Genomic DNA, 18,645 nt, shown 5'->3' with positions numbered 1-18,645 from the left:
ATATTCATGAACAAAGTCATTATTACAGCGCTACTACTTTGCACTGGAATTATCACTGCTGGTTGCGAAAAAACCTATAGCGTCGCAGAATTTAAAAAAGATCAAAAATTGATGGAAGAGTGGAATGCTAAATGCGGATTCGCAGGGACTTCAAAAAATTGTGAAAATCTAAGACTAGCACAGCTTGAACTTGAAAAGGAATATGAAGCAAAAGCTGAAGAAAGAGCGCGTGAAGATACAAAACGTCATAGTCAAACAATGGAAAAACTTAGAGCTAAAATGAGAGCTGATCTTGAAAAAATGGAAGCTGATACTAATAGAATACAAGCCGAACAAGAAGCAAAAGAGCGCGCTAAAGCCAAACAAGCTGAAAAGCAACAAGATAACAATTAATTATAAAAACACACAATGCATAGCGGGATATCTATATGGCAGCAATAGAAAGCAAAGGCATATTTACTGATATAGACAATATGTTAATAGAGCCCCTTACAAAAACAATGGATAACACTATTTCGCATCTTTCATCGGCTTTAGGTGCTCCGCTTAAATTGTCTTGTACAATTTACATTATATTTATGGGCTATAATATCATCTATGGGCGTTCTTCCATGCCACTGTGGGAATTTATAGTGACAACTTTCAAACTGGGCATCATTGTTGCACGCACCACAAACACAGCTTGTTATAAGAGATTGAGGTTCTGGCGGATGAGTGCAGACAAGTGTTCAGAATTTCCATGATACGCCGCAACTGATGCCTTTATCATTTCTTGTTGCTCAAGAGAGCTCCAATCGATACAATAGCCAGCTTCACGAGCAAGCAGCCCCATAAATTCACGCAATGTGCGTCCATTCCCCTCTCGAAAGGGATGCAACACATTCAACTCCCCCATATAATATCCAGCCCTTATACTGAATTCACCCATATCAAGACCCCGCAGATAGTGCTCTTTTGCCAGCTGCTGTGTAATCTTCGGTGCATAACTTTCAATCTGAGTATAATAAGCAAATATGCTATTGCCTTTGGCGATATCCAACAAACGGATCTCCCCTGCCCATGCATAAACGTCACCAAACAGCTTTCTATGGATCTCTTTCATGTGAGCGAGATCAAACTTACCACGAAGAGGTGTCTGCATAAGTTCAAAAGATCTTACATAAGCAAAAGTAGCTTCTACACACTCCAATGTGGCTCGATCTTTAATTTTAAACCGGTTATACAACACACCAGTTTTGGGATCGGTATAAGGATCGTTGCTCCCCTCATACTTCACCACGTTTTACCTGCTCTATATAAGCTTTGATGATATCACTTATTTCAAGCTCACCAATAATAACCCGCTCCATTTGCGCAACAACCTGTGGATCTGGTTCCAACCCCTCTAAACGTTGGCTTGCCAATGCATTTTCAGCATCAAAACGACGGCGTTTAATTTCGTCTTCACTCAACATATAAAATCCTCCCTTGCTTGCCTTTTACTATAACGCAAACACCTCCAAAAACAAAATACTTTACGTTTATTAACCATATGACATCCTTTGACTTTAAACATCGCATGGATATTTTAATCTTGCTACTTAATCGCTGCTATAAAATTTTTACAGCATTTATCAAAAGAATAAAAACAGCTATTCCTTTTTCTAATGCGTTTCCTCTTGAAGCACGGTACCATCACAGGAAAGAAACAGAATAACTCACCATTACTTATCACCTACGATACTGCTCTAATGCAAGTCTAGCATGCTGATAGCATGAATTTACAGTTCATACTTTTGGCTGCATAATAATAATAAAGGACTTCAGCTCCCTGCCCATCAAGCTTCATCTCTGCCAAACATCATCTTGAAAAAACAAGAGCTTAGCATATCAGTGCCTCATACAAACGAGCACATCTTACGGAAGAACACCGTCATATTTCAAATGAAAGATAAGGCATCAAGTGCGTTTTATTACGATAAAGGTCTAGGAATATGTCTCCTTTTCCGGTACATGAGAGCAGAGTTTCAAAGATTACGAGACCCTTAAACAAGATCAATTGAAATGGGGGGGGAAACGAATGGCATCATTATTGATTGACCTTAACAAGGTCTCAAAAATATACTGCAGCAAAGAGCATGCACCTGGTTTTACAAACAAGGTGGTTTCTCTTTTCAAGCCAACCTATAAAAACCATCACGTTCTCAAAGAGATCAGTTTCACCCTTTTTTCAGGGCAATCACTCGCCATCGTTGGACCGAATGGAGCCGGAAAATCAACACTGATTAAAATACTTTCTGGTATACAAACAGCCGATGAGGGGAATATCAAAGTCTTAGGAGTTGATCCTTATAACACGAAAAAAGATTTGTTTAAGTCTCTTGGTGTCGTCTTTGGTCACAAAAATTGCTTATGGTGGGATTTGCCCCTCCGCTATAGTCTCGAAATGGTTCAACCCCTTTATGACCTTGAACGGAGCTCTTTTATTCGTGATCTTAAAGAAATCACTGCGTTATTGGACATTGAGCATATCATGGATAAGCCCGTGCGCATGCTAAGCCTTGGTGAGAGAGTCAAAAGTGAATTGGCGTTTAATTTATCCTTTAGACCTAAGCTGTTGTTTTTAGATGAACCAACCATTGGTCTTGATATTAGCTCCAAACATGAAATCAGAGAGCTGCTTAAAAAACTAAAAAAGGAGCAAGGCTTAGGATATATCATCACAAGTCATGATATGGGAGATATCGATGGCTATGTCGATGATATTCTTCTTTTGCATAAGGGAAAGAAGCAGTTTCATGGCGCTATGAATATACTCAAAGAGATGATCCCTTCATGGGTGAGAATAACAGTTTTTTGTGAACACCTGCCAACACCTTCAAGCCTTATAAAAAACATTGATGAACTCGCCATAAAATTGTCCGCTCCTTTAAAAGAGAAACACTTTAATGATGAAAAATGTACACTAGAAATTTCACTGTTACGTGAAAATGTTCCACGTTTCCTAAGAGAAATCGCAACAGAACTTAACTGTCCGTTTTCTGTCTCCACTCCCTCACTTGAAGAGATGCTCCGTGTTAAATTTAAAGAATTTCTCTAACCATTGCTTTGCTCTGTTTCTCTTTGCCAAAAACGGCTTGCTCACCATCCTCAGTGACAGGGCAATGTTTTTTACCGATTTTGTCATGGGAACACTCTCGCCCTTCATGATTCAACTTCTGTTGTGGAATGCCCTTTTTTCTGATACGGGCGACAACATAAACGGTTTTGGTTTTCATGATATGATGTATTATTATGCCTTTGCCTTAGTTTTCTCACGCTTAAACAATGGTTACGGCATCATTCAATCTTTCTCTAAGCATGTGAAAGAAGGGCAATTAGAAGTCTATCTCACCAAACCATTCAGTTACATGACACAAATGTTGTTGCCCTTTTTGGGTGAAAGTGTGCTCTATGCCATTCCCTTAATAGCTCTTTTTACTGTAAAGCTTATTTTATCATACGAAAATATTTTAGGATTGATAATAGCTTTTCTGTTATTTTTTCTTATTTTTGTTCTCTCGCAATTGCTGTGTTTTTTCCTCTCCTTTGCCATAGCCTTATTGAGTTTCTGGGTGATTGAATACAATATCTTGCTCTCTTTTAGTATTCTCAGTTCAGCACTTCTTGGCGGTACTCTTTTACCTCCCTCTTTTTGGCCAACATGGCTTATTCCATTGATGCAGTTTAATCCTTATCGTTTCATCATATCAGCGCCTGCTGAATTCCTCTCCACAAAAAACCTAGCAGTGTTTCAACAATTGATGTCGGGGAGTGTTTTTTATATTTTGTGTCTTTTATTCTTTATTCATCTTGTCTGGAAAAAAGGAATGAAAGCGTATCATGGAGCGGGGGGATGAGATGAAAATAATTCTTCATTTTATCGGTATGAATATGCGCCGACAACTTGTTTACGGTAAAAACTTCATTGGAGAATTTCTTCTTTCTCTTTGCTATTATTTTATTCAATTCACCTTTATTGACAGAATTTCTTGCTTTTCAGGAAATATTGGAAGCTATAGCAGAGATGAAATTCATTTTATCTTTGTTGTATTCATTTTACTTGGGATATTTTTAAATATTTTTACCAGTTCTATTGAAACATTTTTTGAAAAAGTAGCAGAAGGTAAAATTGAGGGATATTTGACAAAGCCTGTTTCAATTTGGCTATTAATCTTGCTTGGCTGGTGCAGACCTCTTTATCTGATTAAATTTTTGCTTGTTGGTGTGAGTGCTTATTCCTTTGTCTCGTTACCCGATATGTCAGAGATAAAACTGCAATGGCTTTCTTTTATTCTAGCCATAATTTGTATCTTTATCATAAACTTGTATTTTTTCATGATGTTTAACTTTATAACATTCATGACCAACCGTAAGATGCCGGTTGCCTATTTTCATGCAATGATTTACCAACTTTCCTTTATCCCCATAGCAATTTATCCCTTAAATCTTGTGAAAGGACTGCTTTTTTTTCTGCCCATGGCTTTTTCGGCGTCCCTCCCCGTATCACTCCTGCTTGGTAAAAATGAATGGCCTATCGGTTCTCTTGTGTTAAGCACTGTCTTTACCATGGTCATGACTTTGATCGTCTATAAAAAAACAATCCGTAAATTCAACGGATTGGGTGGATGAGATGAAAATGAGCAGAATGCCAGCAACATCCCAACATCATCATTGAAAGAATGATTGTTTAAAAAAACGGATGTTTTTCTGATTTTTTCCACATGATACGGTGCGGTTTAAATGCCAACTCTCCCCTATCATCATGATTTTACAACCGCGTGAGAAAGACAAAATATGCCTCTTTAAAACCTCTTTTCTTTGCATTGATTGTTCCACTCAAGAAGATTGCTTTCCTTAAATGATCACGCCTTACACACTTTCTAACGTACCATGCTCCTTGCTCTGCTCTAGCTTGTCTTCCCATTCTCAGCTGCTCTTCATGAACACGCATCTTAGAACTATCAATAACACCTCTTACAAATCACTTCATTGCCACTCTTTGCCAATAAAAGAGATCAAAATAATTCTCATTCATGGAATGATGATTAAAATCCAAAAAAGCAAAACTTTAAGGATATCAGAGAATAAAGGATCAAGAAAAATTGTTGCCGAAACACCGCTTGCCCATTTTATAATCCTCATTCTCAAAAACTTGTAAGCATTTTTAAAGAAACACAAAAACCAACATTCCATAAGGGGGAAAGTCATGAAAAATTCTATTCCTTGGCTTGGAATTCGCTCTTATGAAAACGAAAAGGAAGCTATTTTCAATGCATGCCATGAACTTGGTTAAATATCGTACTTTTAGCTCCTACTTGCCCTAAAATATGAGAAAATCGTGTCGATTTTTTCAAAGTTAACCTAGCAGATAATCATCAAGTACTCACCCTTGTTGAAGAGATTAAAAAGAACCGAAAATTTGTTTTATCTCTTTTATACACTGATCCTTACGTTGAGCTTAATGCACTAATATTATAGATGTTAGGAACGCCTAGAACAAGTGTTTCATCTGCAACAAGAGCCAGAAATAAATATGAAATGATAAAAACTGTATGGGAAACTTATCCAGAATACACCCCATCATTTAAATGAATGAAAGAAGAGGCAGATCTTAGCAACATCTCATTTCCCTGCGTGCTTAAACCGATAAGCGCTTCCGGTTCAAAAAGAATATATTACGCAAAAACGAAAAACAAATGAAAGATGCATCTTGACTTATCAACCTTGGTAAAGAAGGGCATGATCAATGGAGTTATAACCGTTATGGTCTTCATTTTTTATGTGAATCTTATCTTTCCGGTCAGGAATTTTCTGTCGAAGGTGTTGTGCTAAATGAAGAATGCTATATTGCAGGTATTGGAGATAAAAAAATCACGGAACCTTGGTTTACAGAATAGCAGTATATTTTCCCAACAAGATTGAATGATGAAGTAAAAATCGAAATTGAAAAAACTACATCTCATATTGTAATGTCCTTGGGCTAAAAAATACTCCATTCCATCTCGAAGGAAAATGGATAAAAGAGGGTTTTAAGCTCATGCCCGTATTGGAGGTGGATTAACCACAACACATATTGTCAGCAATGCTTTAGGAATAAACTGGATTAAAACTGTCGTTTCTGCATTTATCAAGAATGAAGTTGTTGAGATTCCGAAAGTAAAAACGTATACAGGCATTCATTACAGTATAGCCACTCAGGCTGGTAGATTGAAGCGCTATGAGTATCCTGAAGATTTACGCCATTCAAAAGCATTTCTTCACGCAAAACATTTGATAAAAAATGGAGATATCATCTTGCTTCTTCCTGAAGATTTTTCCTCTTTAATTTTAGGATATATCCTTGCCAAGGAGGAAAATTATCGTGAAGTAGCGCATTTTTTCAAAAAAGTATCTGAAGAAACCATTATTGATGTAAAAGAATTATAAAGATAAGAAATGGCTAAAAAATTGAATTTTATGACGAAACACGACACTAATGTTCCACTATAGAAAATTTTAGCGTTTTAGATGCTCTCTTTCTCCTATAAACATAAACAATAAAAGATTTCTTGCCACTAACAATAGCAGCTCTTTATTGTGTACAGCACATCCATAAAACAGAGAGCAATATAAAAACAGACTTTGAAAATGGGTATAGAATATATACACCACTTTGAAAAACAGTGGCAAAGATTTTCATATCTTCTTTTAATTTTTCCCCACGCTTTGTTTCTATTCGCGTTGTAAATTTCTCGATAGAATCCATAAAATGAAAGTATTTGCCCATTAAAAGCCTGCAAAAGGATTATAAGATCCATTATCCCGCCGCCATTGGAAAGGTTCCGTAAACTCACTAGACCAAAGACCGATTTTATTTTTGCGTGCAATCTCTTCAGCAGAGCGGTACTGTGTTGGAACAGGATCTTTACTTTCTTTTGAAAGCACCAACATCCCTTCTGCAAGACCTGCCTCAGCGAGATCAACGCCATCGACAAAACATTGTGCATAAGCAATACCATTATGCATAAGAGCCTGCTTACAGGATAAACTTCGCCCCAGTGTTTTGGTCACCAGCCAAGCTGTTGTCACTGCCCCACAGGGCCATTCTTGATCATTTAATTTTGCCTTTTGACGCGGCGCACAACTGTCCACCCCATAGAGGTGAATATTGCGCGTCATATGTTTACGCCAAGATTGTGCAACAGAGGTAAGCAATTTAAATGTAACACCACTCGTAACCAATGCCCTGCCCTGAAAAACAGTCGCATGATCCGGTAAAACACTGTTCTGCAAATCAACAGCTGGCTCATTTATTGCTAACTTCTGTTTGATAATGGGTTCCACCCGCCTTTTCTCTTCTAAATAGATATCAACAATCTCTTGAGCATCCTGCATCAGAAATGTCTTGAAAACATTAAAATCCATTTTATCTTTATATTGGCTTATTCCCCACAGCATCGAGCCTATAATGTAAATAATAACAACCCATTTAAATCGTATTCGCTTGATACATTCGCTTAAAAAGTTCATTGTTTCTTTGCCTTTTCACATTTTTTTCAACAACTTACCTACTCTTTAAGGGAAAAAACTCTAAGTAAGATATGTTGAGCGTTAACTACATTTTGTAAATAAAAAATATTATTCTCACACGATTGGCTCTTACCATCTTGAGATAAGATACAACTTAAAATTGCCATTTTTATGTAACACAATCAAAAAAATGAAAAATATTCTGTCTCTTTAAAAAATTCAAAGAAGAAGATTTTGGCAGTGCGTAAGGACCACTCTCAAAGCTTTTTAAAATGGAGGGGAATTTAGGCTGTAAATTGTCGGGCAGAAAAATTCTTAACCCCTAAAAAGAGACAAGAGATCAATAAACAGTCAAAGAGAGGTAAAATGACAAAAACTCTATCCAAAAACGGCATACTTATCGTTTTCATGCTGCTTTTAACAGCACTCATTTTAATAGAACCTTCTTATGCCGCTGATACTTCACAGGGTTTTGGAAAGCTTGATAGTGTTTTAAAAAGTATCGTTGATACGATGACAGGAACTACTGCAAAGCTTATTGCGGTTATATGTGTTATTGGCGTGGGGATTGCTTGGATGTACGGCTTTTTTGATTTACGCAAAGCAGCCTTTGTTATTATCGGCATTGGCATTGTTTTTGGTGCCCCTGCTCTCGTTGGTAAGTTCATTGGATAATTAATTGAATAAGTTGGCTTAAATGAATGAAGATACTCTTTTCCTTGCCTGTACAAGGCCTGCCATGATTGCCGGTGTCACAATAGAAGCGATGGCACTTAATGGTATGGCAACAACCATCCTTTTTATTCTAACCAGCGGTTTTACCATGATTGGCCTTGGCGTTGGTATGCACTTTGTTTTGCGTGAAGTCACAAAATACGACCACAATCAATTTCGCGTACTCTTTGCTTGGCTCAATACAAGGGGAAAACAAAAAAACATCACAAGATGGGGAGGAGGCTCTACATCTCCTCTACGTCTTATCCGTACTTATAAGGAACTAGGCAGATGAAGCAGACGGCCATCATGAAACGGGAAATTTTGCCTGAAGAATATATTCCCTATATACGCCACGTCAATCAGCATGTCATTGCTTTGAACTCGCGTTGCTTGATGATTGTGATGGCCGTTGATGGTGTGAATTTTGACACGGTCGATATCGATCAAATAAATTCTTTGCACAACCAATTAAACACGCTGTTAAAAAATATTGCCGATGAGCGTGTTGCTTTATATTCTCACATCATCCGCCGGCGTGAAACGATTTATCCAGACAGTCAATTTTCTTCATCCTTTGCTGCAACCTTAGATGCAAAATACAAAAAGAAAATGGTTTCACAAGAGCTTTATAGAAATGATCTTTTTGTTTCCCTACTGTGGAATCCAGCATCCGATAAAACAGAACAGCTCGCTTCCTTTTTTCAGCGCTTAACAAAAGCCAAAAAAACACAATCTGAACCAGATCAGGAAGCCATCCGAAAACTTGAAGAGTTAAGCCAAGACTTTATGGAAGGTTTGGAAGCCTATAATCCACGTCTCTTATCGATTTACGAACATGACGAAATTTTATTTTCTGAACAAAGTGAATTTCTGCACCAGTTGGTGGGAGGAAGACGTGAACGTATTCCCCTAACATTTGGCACCATTGCCTCAACGATTTATTCCGATCGTGTCATTTTTGGCAAAGAAATTATTGAAATTCGCCATGAAAGCAATGAACGCTTTGTTGGTATGTTTGGCTGGAAAGAATATCCCTCAAGAACACGCCCAGGTATGACCGATGGTTTACTCACCGTCCCCTTTGAATTCATTTTAACACAATCTTTTGTCTTTAAGAGTAAAACGGCTGCCAGTACCATTATGGGACGCAAACAAAATCAAATGATTAGTGCGGCCGATCGTGCCAGTTCACAAATTGTAGCGCTCGATGAAGCCCTTGATGATTTAGAGTCCAACCGTTTTGTTTTGGGCGAACATCATATTTCTCTCGCCGTTTTTGCTGACCATCCCAAAACATTGTCTGAAAATCTCTCAAAAGCACGTGCACATTTAACCAATGGTGGAGCCATTATTGCACGAGAGGATTTAGGATTGGAAGCGACATGGTGGGCACAATTACCAGGAAACTTCAGCTATCGTGCACGCTCTGGAGCAATTACCAGCAGAAATTTTGCAGCGTTATCGCCCTTTCACTCCTTTCCCATTGGGAAACTGCAAGGCAATGTTTGGGGAACTGCCGTTGCATTGTTGAAAACACAAGCGGGTTCGCCTTATTATTTCAATTTTCATTATGGTGATCTTGGCAACACCTTTGTTTGCGGTCCATCGGGATCTGGTAAAACGGTGATTGTTAATTTTCTTCTCGCCCAATTACAAAAACACAATCCGACCATGGTCTTTTTCGACAAAGATCAAGGGGCCGAAATTTTTGTACGAGCAGGAGGCGGTAAATACAAACCTTTAAAAAACGGACAGCCCACGGGTATTGCGCCCTTAAAAGGCATGGAATACACCGAAAAAAATAAAATCTTTCTGCGTAATTGGATCTTAAAGCTCGTCACGACTGAAGGACAAACAGTTACCGAAGAAGAGCGGCAAGATATTGCCAATGCCATTGATTCCTTAGCAAGTTTGCCCCGTGCACAACGCTCTTTAAGCGCCCTTCAACTGTTTTTTGATAACACGTCAAAAGAAGGCATTGCCATACGCCTACAACCTTGGATAAGAGGAGATGCTTTAGGCTGGGTGTTTGATAACGATGAAGATGATCTCAATTTAAACGCTCAATTTATCGGTTATGACATGACCGATTTCTTAGACAATGAAGAAATTCGGCGTCCCTTGATGATGTACCTCTTTCACCGTATTCTTGATCTTATTGATGGGCGGCGCATTATTATTGTTATTGATGAATTCTGGAAAGCACTTGAAGATGATTCATTCAAAGCTTTTGCCCAAGACCGTCTCAAAACAATCCGTAAACAAAACGGGATGATGTTGTTTGCAACGCAAAGTCCCAAAGATGCTTTAAACTCAACAATTGCCCATACAATTATTGAGCAATGTCCCACCCAAATATTTTTTCCAAATCAAAAAGCAAATTATCAAGATTATGTTGAAGATTTCAAACTGACTGAACGTGAATTTGAACTGATACAGTCAGAATTGAGCAGAGAGTCCCGTCGTTTCCTGATCAAACAAGGACAAAATTCCGTTGTTGCAGAACTTAACTTACGCGGAATGAACGATGAGATCGCCGTCTTAAGCGGCACAACCAAAAATATTGAACTCATGAACCAAATTATCAATGAATATGGAGAAGACCCCGATCAATGGCTCCCCATATTTCATCAAAGGAGAGAAAATCAATGAAAAAATGTAGCTTAATCACACTGTTATCTTTGGCTTTCGCCTCTCAGGCACATGCGCAAAACACCCCAAATGTAGATGAATATTACAAAAGTGCAGTAGAAAGTACACAGAAAGGAGAAACTTCCACATCACAAACAGCTGAATCGATCTATGCATCAACAGCTGAAACTAGCCAAAAAATTGAGGAAATAAAGCAAAAAATTGAAAATCTCAAAGCAAAAAAAGAGTCAAAACCTGAAGAACTGCAAGCGCATCAACAAGAGCTTCAGGCAGAACTCGCCCTTCTTCAAGCAAAGCTTCAAACAGATAGTATAAAACTTCAATATCTCTCTATGGTTCAAGCAAAAAATAGCAAAACGAAAGAAGAGATTCAGGAAGAAACAGCGCAAGGAGAGCGTCAAAAACTTCAAGAGAAAATCGCAGAAAAAGAAAAACAATTAGAAGCAAAAGTAAAAATAAAAGTTGAGAGATAGAATGTCCGACTTTAAATTTTCCCCGTTTGGGACTGTTTCTGAATATATTGTAGCGCCACTCGACAAGGTGATAAACACCACGGTGAGTGGGCTATCTTCTGCAATTTCAGCGCCACTTAATCTTGCTGCAATTATTTTTACCTTTTTATATGGCTATAATGTTATGACAGGTCGTGTAGCTCTTTCTACGCATAGTCTCCTCAATAATGTGGTTAAAATCGTAGTTGTCACAACAATGGCAACCAATGCAGATACATTTAACATCTATGTCAAAGATATTTTCTTTAAGGATTTAGTAAACGCGATAGGAAATGCACTCAACAGCAATCCCGCAGGCTCCAATGTCTTTGACTATATTTTGTTAAAGGCAAGTTATCGCTTTCAAGAAGTCTTATACAATGCTTGGTTTTTTGAAAAGATTGTTGTTGGTCTTCTTGGTGGTATAATGCTTGTGACCGTTATTTTCTTTTGTATCGGTGGTTTTATTGTGCAAATGTTTGCCCAAGTTGCGCTGGTCATGATTATAGGTCTTGGTCCTCTCTTTATTAGTTTGTACTTGTTCAATGTAACACGAAAATATACTGAAGCATGGCTTTCAACTTTGGTTAATTTTACCATTTTACAAGTTCTCGTGATCATGCTTGGAACGATTATATGTGAAATTATCCTGCAAGTTCTCGCAGTTTCCTATGAGTCAATCTATATTCTTTTCCCACCTGTCATCGTTATTTCGATCATAGGGATTATTATCTTCCGTGCACTTCCAGGTCTTGCTTCAGCCTTAGCTGCTGGTGGGCCATACTTTAACGCTGGTATCTCTTCAGGAGGTCAGATTGCTTCAATGATTTACAGTAGCGCTAAATCGGGTGGAAGTAGTATCGCTTCCCACCTCACCAGTTCGGCAAGTGCTGCAAGCAGAGCGGCAAGTACAGCAGCAAAATTGGGAGGGCGAGGCCGTGGTCGCTTTTAAGAGACTTCTCTTGAAAAAAGCCAGAGCTCTTTTTCAAGTATTGCGTGCGCGCTCTCGCGCACGTCCCATACACATACCTCGTGAAACACTTGATATCCTTGGTTTTATACAACCTATCAAGATCTTTCATCACACGTTGTTGTGAAATCATTCAGAGCAAAAGTCTCCATACGTTGTATTCCAAAGTATTTGTGAGTTCAAAAAAATGAAACGAAAAATAACTTTTTTTGTCATCCTAACGGTTGCCCTTACGGGCTGCGCCTCTCTGAGTGGCCCTAAAAAGCCACCACGATGTAATGGCAAAGTTACCCGCGCTTTAAATAAAGACAAATGGGATTGGGACAATAAAGGCATCATCCTACAAGAAAAAGGTGCAAAGCCTGTCACAACACCCATCATTCTCAATACCTTAGAAAGCGAAAAAGCAACAGCAAGTGTGACACTTAAGGAAGCTACCTTAAATCCCATAACCCAAGAAACACTTTCTTATAGAACTGTGGAGGTCATGCGTGAAAAGTAATGAATTTGATAAATATATAAAGGAAGCACGCTCTTTCGATATTGACCGCATGCACGGCATGCGAGTGCGGATGAAAATTGCAATGGCTTTTACAGTTCTCTTTGGCTTAATGACAATTGCTTTAGCTTTGGCTGTTGCAGCATTAACCCCCTTAAAAACTGTAGAGCCTTTTGTGATCCGCGTTGATAATTCAACAGGGATTGTTGAGACAGTGAGTGCACTAAAAGAAATGCCAAACAACTATGATGAAGCGATAACACGCTATTTTGCCGGCCAATATATTCGTGCCCGCGAAAGTTTCCAAGCTTCGGAGGCAGAACATAATTTTAGCTTGGTCTCTCTTTTCTCTTCACCAGAAGAGCAAAACCGTTTTGCCAAATGGTATTCGGGCAACAATCCAGAAAGTCCGCAAAATATCTATCAAAATATGACTGTTACGGTTTCTATCAAATCAATCTCCTTTTTAAACGACGAGCTCGTTCAAGTGCGTTACTACAAAACGCTCAGAGAACTCAATGACATTGAAACTATTTCCCATTGGGTTTCCATTTTAAAGTTTTCCTACGTCAATGCGAAAATTTCAACAAAGGACCGCTTAGTCAACCCACTTGGCTTTCAAGTATCCGAATATAGATCTGATCCAGAGGTGATACAATGAATAGATTTTCTCAGATAATCTTAGCCTTCATTGTCGCAATGAGCTGTCATACAACCTCCTCATTTGCAGAAACAGCCCCCGTGAGTGCCCGCAAAGACAATCGCATCAGATTTGTCAATTATGACCCCTACAATGTCACGCAAATCATTGGCTCTATTCGTTCTTCGGTCCAGCTTGAATTTGCCGATGATGAAGAGGTGAGCTATGTGGGTATTGGCAATTCCGTTGCTTGGCAAGTTGCCCCAGCCGGCCACTTTGTTTTTCTCAAACCGCGCGAAGTTCAGCCCATCACCAATTTACAAATTGTCACAAGCCGACAAGATGGAACAAAGCGTTCTTATCAGTTTGAATTACAAGTGCGTGAGGGTGATGTTTCAGCAGGCAATGAAACATATTTCTTGGTTAAGTTTCGTTATCCAGAAGATGAAGCCTTACGGAGGAAATTAGCCGAAGCCGCTAAAGCTGAACAGCGCGAAGCGAACTTTGTTGATGATGTTTTAAATATCCATGAAGATTTTGGACCACGCAATTGGGCTTATGAAGCACAAGGATCTCCCCTCATTGAACCGTCTTCTGTCTATGACAACGGTAAAACAACAACATTCACATTTTTAGGCAATAGAGAAATTCCTGCCATTTACCTTGTATCGCGTGATGGACAAGAATCGCTTGTTCCAAAATCCATTAAAGGCAACAAAGTCATTGTTCATGCCACAGCTGCGCAATTTACTTTGCGCCGTGGCAAAGACGTGTTGTGTGTCTTCAATAAAAGGTTTGTGCCTGAAGGAATTAATCCCGAAACCGGTACCACATCACCATCCGTACAACGTAAAGTGAACATAGGAAGCAGCCATGAATGACAAAATGGATGAAAAGAGCATCAATGATCGCGATACGATAAAAGATGCTCAAGGAAAAAAACAACAGAGCAATATAGGGAAAGCAATAGCTCTTGTTATTCTTTTTTCTGTTTGTATTTATTTAGCATATTCAACGCTTATCACAGACACAAAACCACCCGTTGAACCCCAAAAAGAAGGAGTTATTAAGCAAACAGAACGTTTCCGCCCTGCAGAACCAAAGCCTGTTGTTTTTGAACAACCTCGGCAAAATGGTACTTTACAACAAAAGGGCCCACTACAACGCAACGCTCTCTTACCCAAGGTTGAACTTCCAGCACCCACAGCAGAGCAACCAAAATCAGAGAATGATGAACTCTTACAAGCGGCACAGCGCGCTCCTGTATTAGCCTATACAAACCCTCAGCAAAATACAGAAAACACCGCAAAAGATAAGAGTGTTATGCTGAACAAGGTGGACAACACATCTGATGAAACAGCACAGCAATTTAATCATCTTCTCAAGCCAACAACCCTTGAAGGGATTCGCGCTTCAGCGCTTCCCAATCGTAACTTCATCATCACAATGGGTACGCCCATTCCCTGTATTTTAGAAACAGCTATCAACAGTGACCAGCAAGGATTTACCAGTTGTATCGTTTCCAGAGATATTTTGTCAGACAATGGTCGCGTTGTTCTCCTTGATAAAGGAACACAAATTATTGGCGAATATCGTGGCGGATTAAAAAAAGGACAACGTCGTCTCTTTGTGCTCTGGACAAGAGCAAAAACACCACAGGGTGTTATTATCGCATTAGCTTCACCCGCAACGGATACTTTAGGACGTTCTGGTATGGATGGAGATGTTGATAATCATTGGCTAGAGAGGATTGGTTCTGCACTTCTTGTGTCGATTGTCAGAGATGCCACAAACTATGCAAAAGAACGTTTATCAAAAAGTCAAAAAAAGAAGGATAAAGAAACCGTAGCTTCTGACGAAACCTCTTCAACGGTTTCTTCAGGACAAAATATTGCAAATATTCTCACCGAAAATTACGCCAATCTTCCTCCCACTCTGACGAAGAACCAAGGGGAAATGGTAAACGTTTTTGTTGCCCGTGATTTAGATTTTTCCAATATTTACAAATTGAAAGTCACCGAAAATAAAAAACAAATTACCAATCGAGCCCTTTCAAGAAACTTTTATAAAAAGCCGTGATTTGAACATGAACCAAGACTTACACCATTCAAACAATGAAACCATTGCCATTGTTTTAACAAAACTTGAACCCATCAATGCTTTTTTGCAAGATGAGAGCCTTTTTGAAATTGTCATCAATCGTCCCTATCAAGTGATGACGGAAGGAATTGAAGGCTGGAAAACCGTAGAAGTTCCTGCTCTCTCGTTTCATGAGCTTATGGGGATAGCTAAAGTTGTCGCGTCCTATTCGAAGCAAAATATATCGGATAAGAATCCCGTCTTATCTGCGACCCTCCCTGGTAATGAGCGTATTCAAATTGTCATTCCTCCAGCGGTCGAAAAAGACACCATCAGTATGACAATTCGCAAACCTTCATCACGAAATTTTTCTCTTGAAGATCTTGCTAAAAATGGTCTCTTTTCGCTGTGTGAGCAAATATCATTTACGCCCTTAAGGGATTATCGCTCACGTTTTAACGAACTTAAAAGCGTTGAGCATGGCTTAGTAGACGCTTACTGTAACAAGGACTTTGTCTCCTTTTTAAATCAGGCTGTAGCGTGCCAAAAAAATATTCTGATTGCTGGTAAAACCGGCTCGGGAAAGACAACCTTGTCCAAAGCATTAATTGCTAAAATTCCTGATGATGAGCGTATTATTACCATTGAAGACACACAAGAATTGGTTGTGCCTCAACAAAATCATGTTTCTATGATCTATTCAAAAGATGGTCAAGGTTTATCCTCTGTTGGTCCAAAAGAGCTGCTTGAATCTGCATTACGCATGCGTCCTGATCGCATTCTTTTACAAGAACTTCGAGATGGTACAGCCTTTTATTATATCCGCAATGTCAATTCAGGTCACCCTGGCTCGATCACGACGGTTCATGCCTCAACAGCACTTGCTGCCTTTGAACAAATGACCCTCTTGGTCAAAGAAAGTGAGGGAGGAAGTGATTTAGAGCGTGATGATATCCGTGGTCTGCTAATTTCAATGATTGACATCATCATTCAATGCAAACGGATTGAAGGAAAATTTAAGGTGACGGAAATCTATTATGATCCGTTTAAACAACGAAACATCTTTGGGGGAAACTAAAAAAGCCATGCCTTCTAAAAAAGTTTTTTTTAAGGCAATTCTTGAAAAAGTGGAAAGGAAGAATAAATGCCAATGAAGGCGCTAAGAAATCCTTTATCAATGACTCCAGAAGAACTGAAAAAGCGCCGTGAAGCAGTTGATGCAGCCGTCAACAGCCACCCCTTTGAAGGAATAACACTTCATTGCGAAACACTTACAATTTTAGAAGCATATGTGAGGGGAAATATTTCATGAGAGAAATTTTACACCCTTATGGACAACGCTATATTCTAAGGAAGAAACGATGCCAAAAGCCAAAGCAAAGACAAAAAATAGAGATCAGCCCTCACCCCATCATTATCTCTATCCTGGTACCAACATACTCAAAAATAAATATGGCGAAACAGATCTACAACTTTTTCGAGAAAAATCTTCGTATGATATAGAAAAAGCGACAAAAGATCTGCGGAAAGAGTCCCTCCCAGAATATTTTGATTCCAGGTATCTCTGCCATCTTCATCACCAGTTATTTAAAAATACTTTTGAATGGGCTGGAAAGCTACGCAGTGCCCCCTTCACCTTTGCCGACGACAGCATTGCCGCCATGCCAGAAATGAAAAGAATGGAAGGAGAAAGAATTTTTGTACGTGATGAAGACATCCTAGAAAGCTTGCAAAAATTTGATCAACAGCTTTCCGAAAAAAACAATTTGCAAGACTTAACGCGCAAAGAATTTATCAATGAAGCAATGGGATTATTTACCACTCTCAAACAAATACACCCATTTATAGATGGCAATGAACACGCAGCGCTGTTGTTTTTGGAAAAGCTTGCTCGCGCAGCAGGACACCAGCTAGACTTTTCGCTTGCCACCAGAGAGCGCATAATGTTTGCCAATGTCTCAGAATCCGAAAGAGGTGATCTAGAGCCTATGCAACATCTGTTTGAGGATATCTCCAATCCAGAAAAAACGATTCTTTTAAAAGAATTTTTGGACAATATGAAAGCGACTGGGCGCAATGTGAATAATCATCTCGTAATAGCGACAAAAGCAGGAGAAACCTACACAGGGATCTATAAAGGTGTTGGTTTTAATCACTTTTTTCTCGAGGCGCATGGTACTTACATCATTGGCAACAAAGATAATCTCACCCCAGAACAAGTAAAAACATTACAACTCGGTGATAAGTTTACCTTTACCGCCCCAAACAGTAGGGACTTTGAGAACATACTCATCCCCAAAGAGATATTAGCCCCTCTCACAGCCCATGAACAAGAAGAAAGGGTGAGAGAAAGTGCTCGTGTCCACACAGCGCGAACTCAAGTTCAACAGTTATCAAAAACCATTTATGGAACATCACAAGCATTAAATAAACAGATGGCAGAAATTCTTAAAAATCCAAGCCTAACTCAACAGCTTGTCGATCAGATCCAACAATCTCCCAGCTCTATTTCTCCTCTTGCCGGTTTGAGTGTATGCGGTCTGCAAAATCAAACACGTGTAAACGCGCGAAATCATCTTGCTATGCTCCCTCATGCTGTGAGGAATTTTGGACATGCTGTAGAATATATGCATTATGCCATCACTAAAAACTATCAACTTGAACAAGAACGCTGCGCAAAAGCGATAGAGAAGCCGAGTAAAAACTTGCAAGATCTCTTTTGCTTATCACCCCAAGCACAAAAAGAGGTCTTATCCCAAAATCCCATGATGTGCCAAGAGCTATGCACTTTTGTGTGCCAATTAGAGCATCGTCTCTCAGCCGAGGAATGTAGGGCAATCAGACAGAAGGATTATGCAACCCTTGCGCAAAATATTGGTGTATCACAACAGAAAGCACAAGAAATTACTGAGACTGTTCAAAAAGCCAAAGAAGCACATCAGCAAGTCCACACACGCAGACTCAATCACTCCAATGCGCTCGCTATGGCCAGCTAAAAGGAGCACTTTACCACATACCCAATGAAAAACCGAAAGGAAGAGCCAATGCAAAACACGAAAACACAGCA

The 18,645-nt window shown here is 39.2% G+C and carries 20 protein-coding genes and 1 pseudogene; 18 read left to right on the top strand and 3 right to left on the bottom strand.

Annotated features, from left to right (window positions below; all coding sequences use genetic code 11):
- Positions 1-6 precede the first annotated feature (6 nt).
- Both PVV64_RS06365 and PVV64_RS06360 read left to right on the top strand, forming a co-directional pair.
- Positions 7-393, top strand: a complete 387-nt coding sequence (locus PVV64_RS06365) for an EexN family lipoprotein (protein WP_273760287.1) — start codon at positions 7-9, stop codon at positions 391-393.
- An 80-nt stretch (positions 394-473) separates the two neighbouring features.
- Positions 474-689 (top strand): annotated as a pseudogene (locus PVV64_RS06360) (type IV secretion system protein); the annotation flags it as partial.
- Here the strand turns inward: PVV64_RS06360 and PVV64_RS06355 are convergent.
- Together PVV64_RS06355 and PVV64_RS06350 are read right to left on the bottom strand one after the other, a co-directional pair.
- Positions 686-1,279, bottom strand: coding sequence for a Fic family protein (locus PVV64_RS06355; protein ID WP_273760286.1), 594 nt, complete (start codon positions 1,277-1,279; stop codon positions 686-688). The pseudogene PVV64_RS06360 and the gene PVV64_RS06355 sit on opposite strands and share 4 nt — an antisense overlap.
- On the bottom strand, positions 1,266-1,454 hold the full coding sequence (locus tag PVV64_RS06350; RefSeq protein ID WP_273760285.1) for an antitoxin VbhA family protein: 189 nt from the start codon (positions 1,452-1,454) through the stop codon (positions 1,266-1,268). Before PVV64_RS06350 ends, PVV64_RS06355 begins: the two co-directional genes overlap by 14 nt.
- Positions 1,455-2,059: 605 nt before the next feature.
- On the opposite strand from PVV64_RS06350, the gene PVV64_RS06345 reads away from it, so the two are divergent.
- The 4 genes from PVV64_RS06345 (at position 2,060) to PVV64_RS06330 (ending at position 6,447) form a co-directional block, all read left to right on the top strand.
- Positions 2,060-3,079 carry an ATP-binding cassette domain-containing protein gene (locus PVV64_RS06345; protein ID WP_273760284.1) on the top strand — a complete coding sequence of 340 codons (1,020 nt, stop codon included), beginning with the start codon at positions 2,060-2,062 and terminating at the stop codon, positions 3,077-3,079.
- Positions 3,054-3,878 carry an ABC-2 family transporter protein gene (locus PVV64_RS06340; protein WP_273760283.1) on the top strand — a complete coding sequence of 275 codons (825 nt, stop codon included), beginning with the start codon at positions 3,054-3,056 and terminating at the stop codon, positions 3,876-3,878. The genes PVV64_RS06345 and PVV64_RS06340 overlap by 26 nt, the downstream gene beginning before the upstream one ends.
- Positions 3,862-4,650: an ABC-2 family transporter protein gene (locus PVV64_RS06335; RefSeq protein WP_273760282.1), complete on the top strand. Its 789-nt coding sequence runs from the start codon at positions 3,862-3,864 to the stop codon at positions 4,648-4,650. The genes PVV64_RS06340 and PVV64_RS06335 overlap by 17 nt, the downstream gene beginning before the upstream one ends.
- A 1,578-nt stretch (positions 4,651-6,228) precedes the next feature.
- A complete protein-coding gene (locus PVV64_RS06330) occupies positions 6,229-6,447 on the top strand; it encodes a hypothetical protein (protein ID WP_273760281.1) in 219 nt (72 codons plus the stop codon).
- Positions 6,448-6,786: 339 nt separating this feature from the next.
- Here the strand turns inward: PVV64_RS06330 and PVV64_RS06325 are convergent, their stop codons facing one another.
- Positions 6,787-7,530: a hypothetical protein gene (locus tag PVV64_RS06325; protein ID WP_273760280.1), complete on the bottom strand. Its 744-nt coding sequence runs from the start codon at positions 7,528-7,530 to the stop codon at positions 6,787-6,789.
- 366 nt (positions 7,531-7,896) lie between these two features.
- Here PVV64_RS06325 and PVV64_RS06320 point away from each other — a divergent pair, with 366 nt between their 5' ends.
- The 12 genes from PVV64_RS06320 (at position 7,897) to PVV64_RS06265 (ending at position 18,574) form a co-directional block, all read left to right on the top strand.
- Complete coding sequence (locus tag PVV64_RS06320) at positions 7,897-8,205, top strand: TrbC/VirB2 family protein (protein WP_273760279.1); 309 nt, start codon at positions 7,897-7,899, stop codon at positions 8,203-8,205.
- Positions 8,206-8,227: 22 nt separating this feature from the next.
- The gene (locus PVV64_RS06315) at positions 8,228-8,539 is read left to right on the top strand and encodes a type IV secretion system protein VirB3 (RefSeq protein WP_273721029.1); all 312 of its coding nucleotides are present in this window, start codon (positions 8,228-8,230) and stop codon (positions 8,537-8,539) included.
- Positions 8,536-10,899, top strand: coding sequence for a VirB4 family type IV secretion/conjugal transfer ATPase (locus PVV64_RS06310; RefSeq protein ID WP_273760278.1), 2,364 nt, complete (start codon positions 8,536-8,538; stop codon positions 10,897-10,899). The genes PVV64_RS06315 and PVV64_RS06310 overlap by 4 nt, the downstream gene beginning before the upstream one ends.
- Positions 10,896-11,372: a type IV secretion system protein VirB5 gene (locus tag PVV64_RS06305; protein WP_273760277.1), complete on the top strand. Its 477-nt coding sequence runs from the start codon at positions 10,896-10,898 to the stop codon at positions 11,370-11,372. The genes PVV64_RS06310 and PVV64_RS06305 overlap by 4 nt, the downstream gene beginning before the upstream one ends.
- Before the next feature lies 1 nt (position 11,373).
- Positions 11,374-12,342, top strand: coding sequence for a type IV secretion system protein (locus PVV64_RS06300; RefSeq protein ID WP_273760276.1), 969 nt, complete (start codon positions 11,374-11,376; stop codon positions 12,340-12,342).
- Positions 12,343-12,547: 205 nt separating this feature from the next.
- Positions 12,548-12,862, top strand: a complete 315-nt coding sequence (locus tag PVV64_RS06295; RefSeq protein ID WP_273760275.1) for a type IV secretion system protein VirB7 — start codon at positions 12,548-12,550, stop codon at positions 12,860-12,862.
- Positions 12,852-13,520 carry a VirB8/TrbF family protein gene (locus tag PVV64_RS06290; protein WP_273760274.1) on the top strand — a complete coding sequence of 223 codons (669 nt, stop codon included), beginning with the start codon at positions 12,852-12,854 and terminating at the stop codon, positions 13,518-13,520. The genes PVV64_RS06295 and PVV64_RS06290 overlap by 11 nt, the downstream gene beginning before the upstream one ends.
- Positions 13,517-14,380 carry a P-type conjugative transfer protein VirB9 gene (virB9, locus tag PVV64_RS06285; RefSeq protein WP_273760273.1) on the top strand — a complete coding sequence of 288 codons (864 nt, stop codon included), beginning with the start codon at positions 13,517-13,519 and terminating at the stop codon, positions 14,378-14,380. The genes PVV64_RS06290 and virB9 overlap by 4 nt, the downstream gene beginning before the upstream one ends.
- On the top strand, positions 14,373-15,578 hold the full coding sequence (gene virB10, locus PVV64_RS06280; protein WP_273760272.1) for a type IV secretion system protein VirB10: 1,206 nt from the start codon (positions 14,373-14,375) through the stop codon (positions 15,576-15,578). The genes virB9 and virB10 overlap by 8 nt, the downstream gene beginning before the upstream one ends.
- Positions 15,579-15,585: 7 nt before the next feature.
- Complete coding sequence (gene virB11 / locus PVV64_RS06275; RefSeq protein WP_273760271.1) at positions 15,586-16,656, top strand: P-type DNA transfer ATPase VirB11; 1,071 nt, start codon at positions 15,586-15,588, stop codon at positions 16,654-16,656.
- Positions 16,657-16,722: 66 nt separating this feature from the next.
- Entirely contained in the window at positions 16,723-16,890 is a 168-nt protein-coding gene (locus PVV64_RS06270; protein ID WP_273760270.1) for an antitoxin VbhA family protein, read from the top strand.
- A 49-nt stretch (positions 16,891-16,939) separates the two neighbouring features.
- Complete coding sequence (locus tag PVV64_RS06265) at positions 16,940-18,574, top strand: BID domain-containing T4SS effector (RefSeq protein ID WP_273760269.1); 1,635 nt, start codon at positions 16,940-16,942, stop codon at positions 18,572-18,574.
- The last annotated feature ends 71 nt before the right edge of the window (positions 18,575-18,645 follow it).

It is taken from the genome of Bartonella sp. ML70XJBT.G, assembly GCF_028618575.1.
Lineage (GTDB): Bacteria > Pseudomonadota > Alphaproteobacteria > Rhizobiales > Rhizobiaceae > Bartonella.
This window is presented reverse-complemented; position numbering and strand designations above follow the sequence as displayed.

Bases quoted from the DNA above. Each gene is read 5' to 3' on its own strand.
- PVV64_RS06365 (WP_273760287.1), top strand. From the start codon at position 7: ATGAACAAAGTCATTATTACAGCGCTACTACTTTGCACTGGAATTATC.
- PVV64_RS06350 (WP_273760285.1), bottom strand. From the start codon at position 1,454: ATGTTGAGTGAAGACGAAATTAAACGCCGTCGTTTTGATGCTGAAAAT.
- PVV64_RS06345 (WP_273760284.1), top strand. From the start codon at position 2,060: ATGGCATCATTATTGATTGACCTTAACAAGGTCTCAAAAATATACTGC.
- PVV64_RS06335 (WP_273760282.1), top strand. From the start codon at position 3,862: ATGGAGCGGGGGGATGAGATGAAAATAATTCTTCATTTTATCGGTATG.
- PVV64_RS06325 (WP_273760280.1), bottom strand. From the start codon at position 7,530: ATGAACTTTTTAAGCGAATGTATCAAGCGAATACGATTTAAATGGGTT.
- PVV64_RS06320 (WP_273760279.1), top strand. From the start codon at position 7,897: ATGACAAAAACTCTATCCAAAAACGGCATACTTATCGTTTTCATGCTG.
- PVV64_RS06315 (WP_273721029.1), top strand. From the start codon at position 8,228: ATGAATGAAGATACTCTTTTCCTTGCCTGTACAAGGCCTGCCATGATT.
- PVV64_RS06310 (WP_273760278.1), top strand. From the start codon at position 8,536: ATGAAGCAGACGGCCATCATGAAACGGGAAATTTTGCCTGAAGAATAT.
- PVV64_RS06305 (WP_273760277.1), top strand. From the start codon at position 10,896: ATGAAAAAATGTAGCTTAATCACACTGTTATCTTTGGCTTTCGCCTCT.
- PVV64_RS06300 (WP_273760276.1), top strand. From the start codon at position 11,374: ATGTCCGACTTTAAATTTTCCCCGTTTGGGACTGTTTCTGAATATATT.
- PVV64_RS06295 (WP_273760275.1), top strand. From the start codon at position 12,548: ATGAAACGAAAAATAACTTTTTTTGTCATCCTAACGGTTGCCCTTACG.
- virB9 (WP_273760273.1), top strand. From the start codon at position 13,517: ATGAATAGATTTTCTCAGATAATCTTAGCCTTCATTGTCGCAATGAGC.
- virB10 (WP_273760272.1), top strand. From the start codon at position 14,373: ATGAATGACAAAATGGATGAAAAGAGCATCAATGATCGCGATACGATA.
- virB11 (WP_273760271.1), top strand. From the start codon at position 15,586: ATGAACCAAGACTTACACCATTCAAACAATGAAACCATTGCCATTGTT.
- PVV64_RS06270 (WP_273760270.1), top strand. From the start codon at position 16,723: ATGCCAATGAAGGCGCTAAGAAATCCTTTATCAATGACTCCAGAAGAA.
- PVV64_RS06265 (WP_273760269.1), top strand. From the start codon at position 16,940: ATGCCAAAAGCCAAAGCAAAGACAAAAAATAGAGATCAGCCCTCACCC.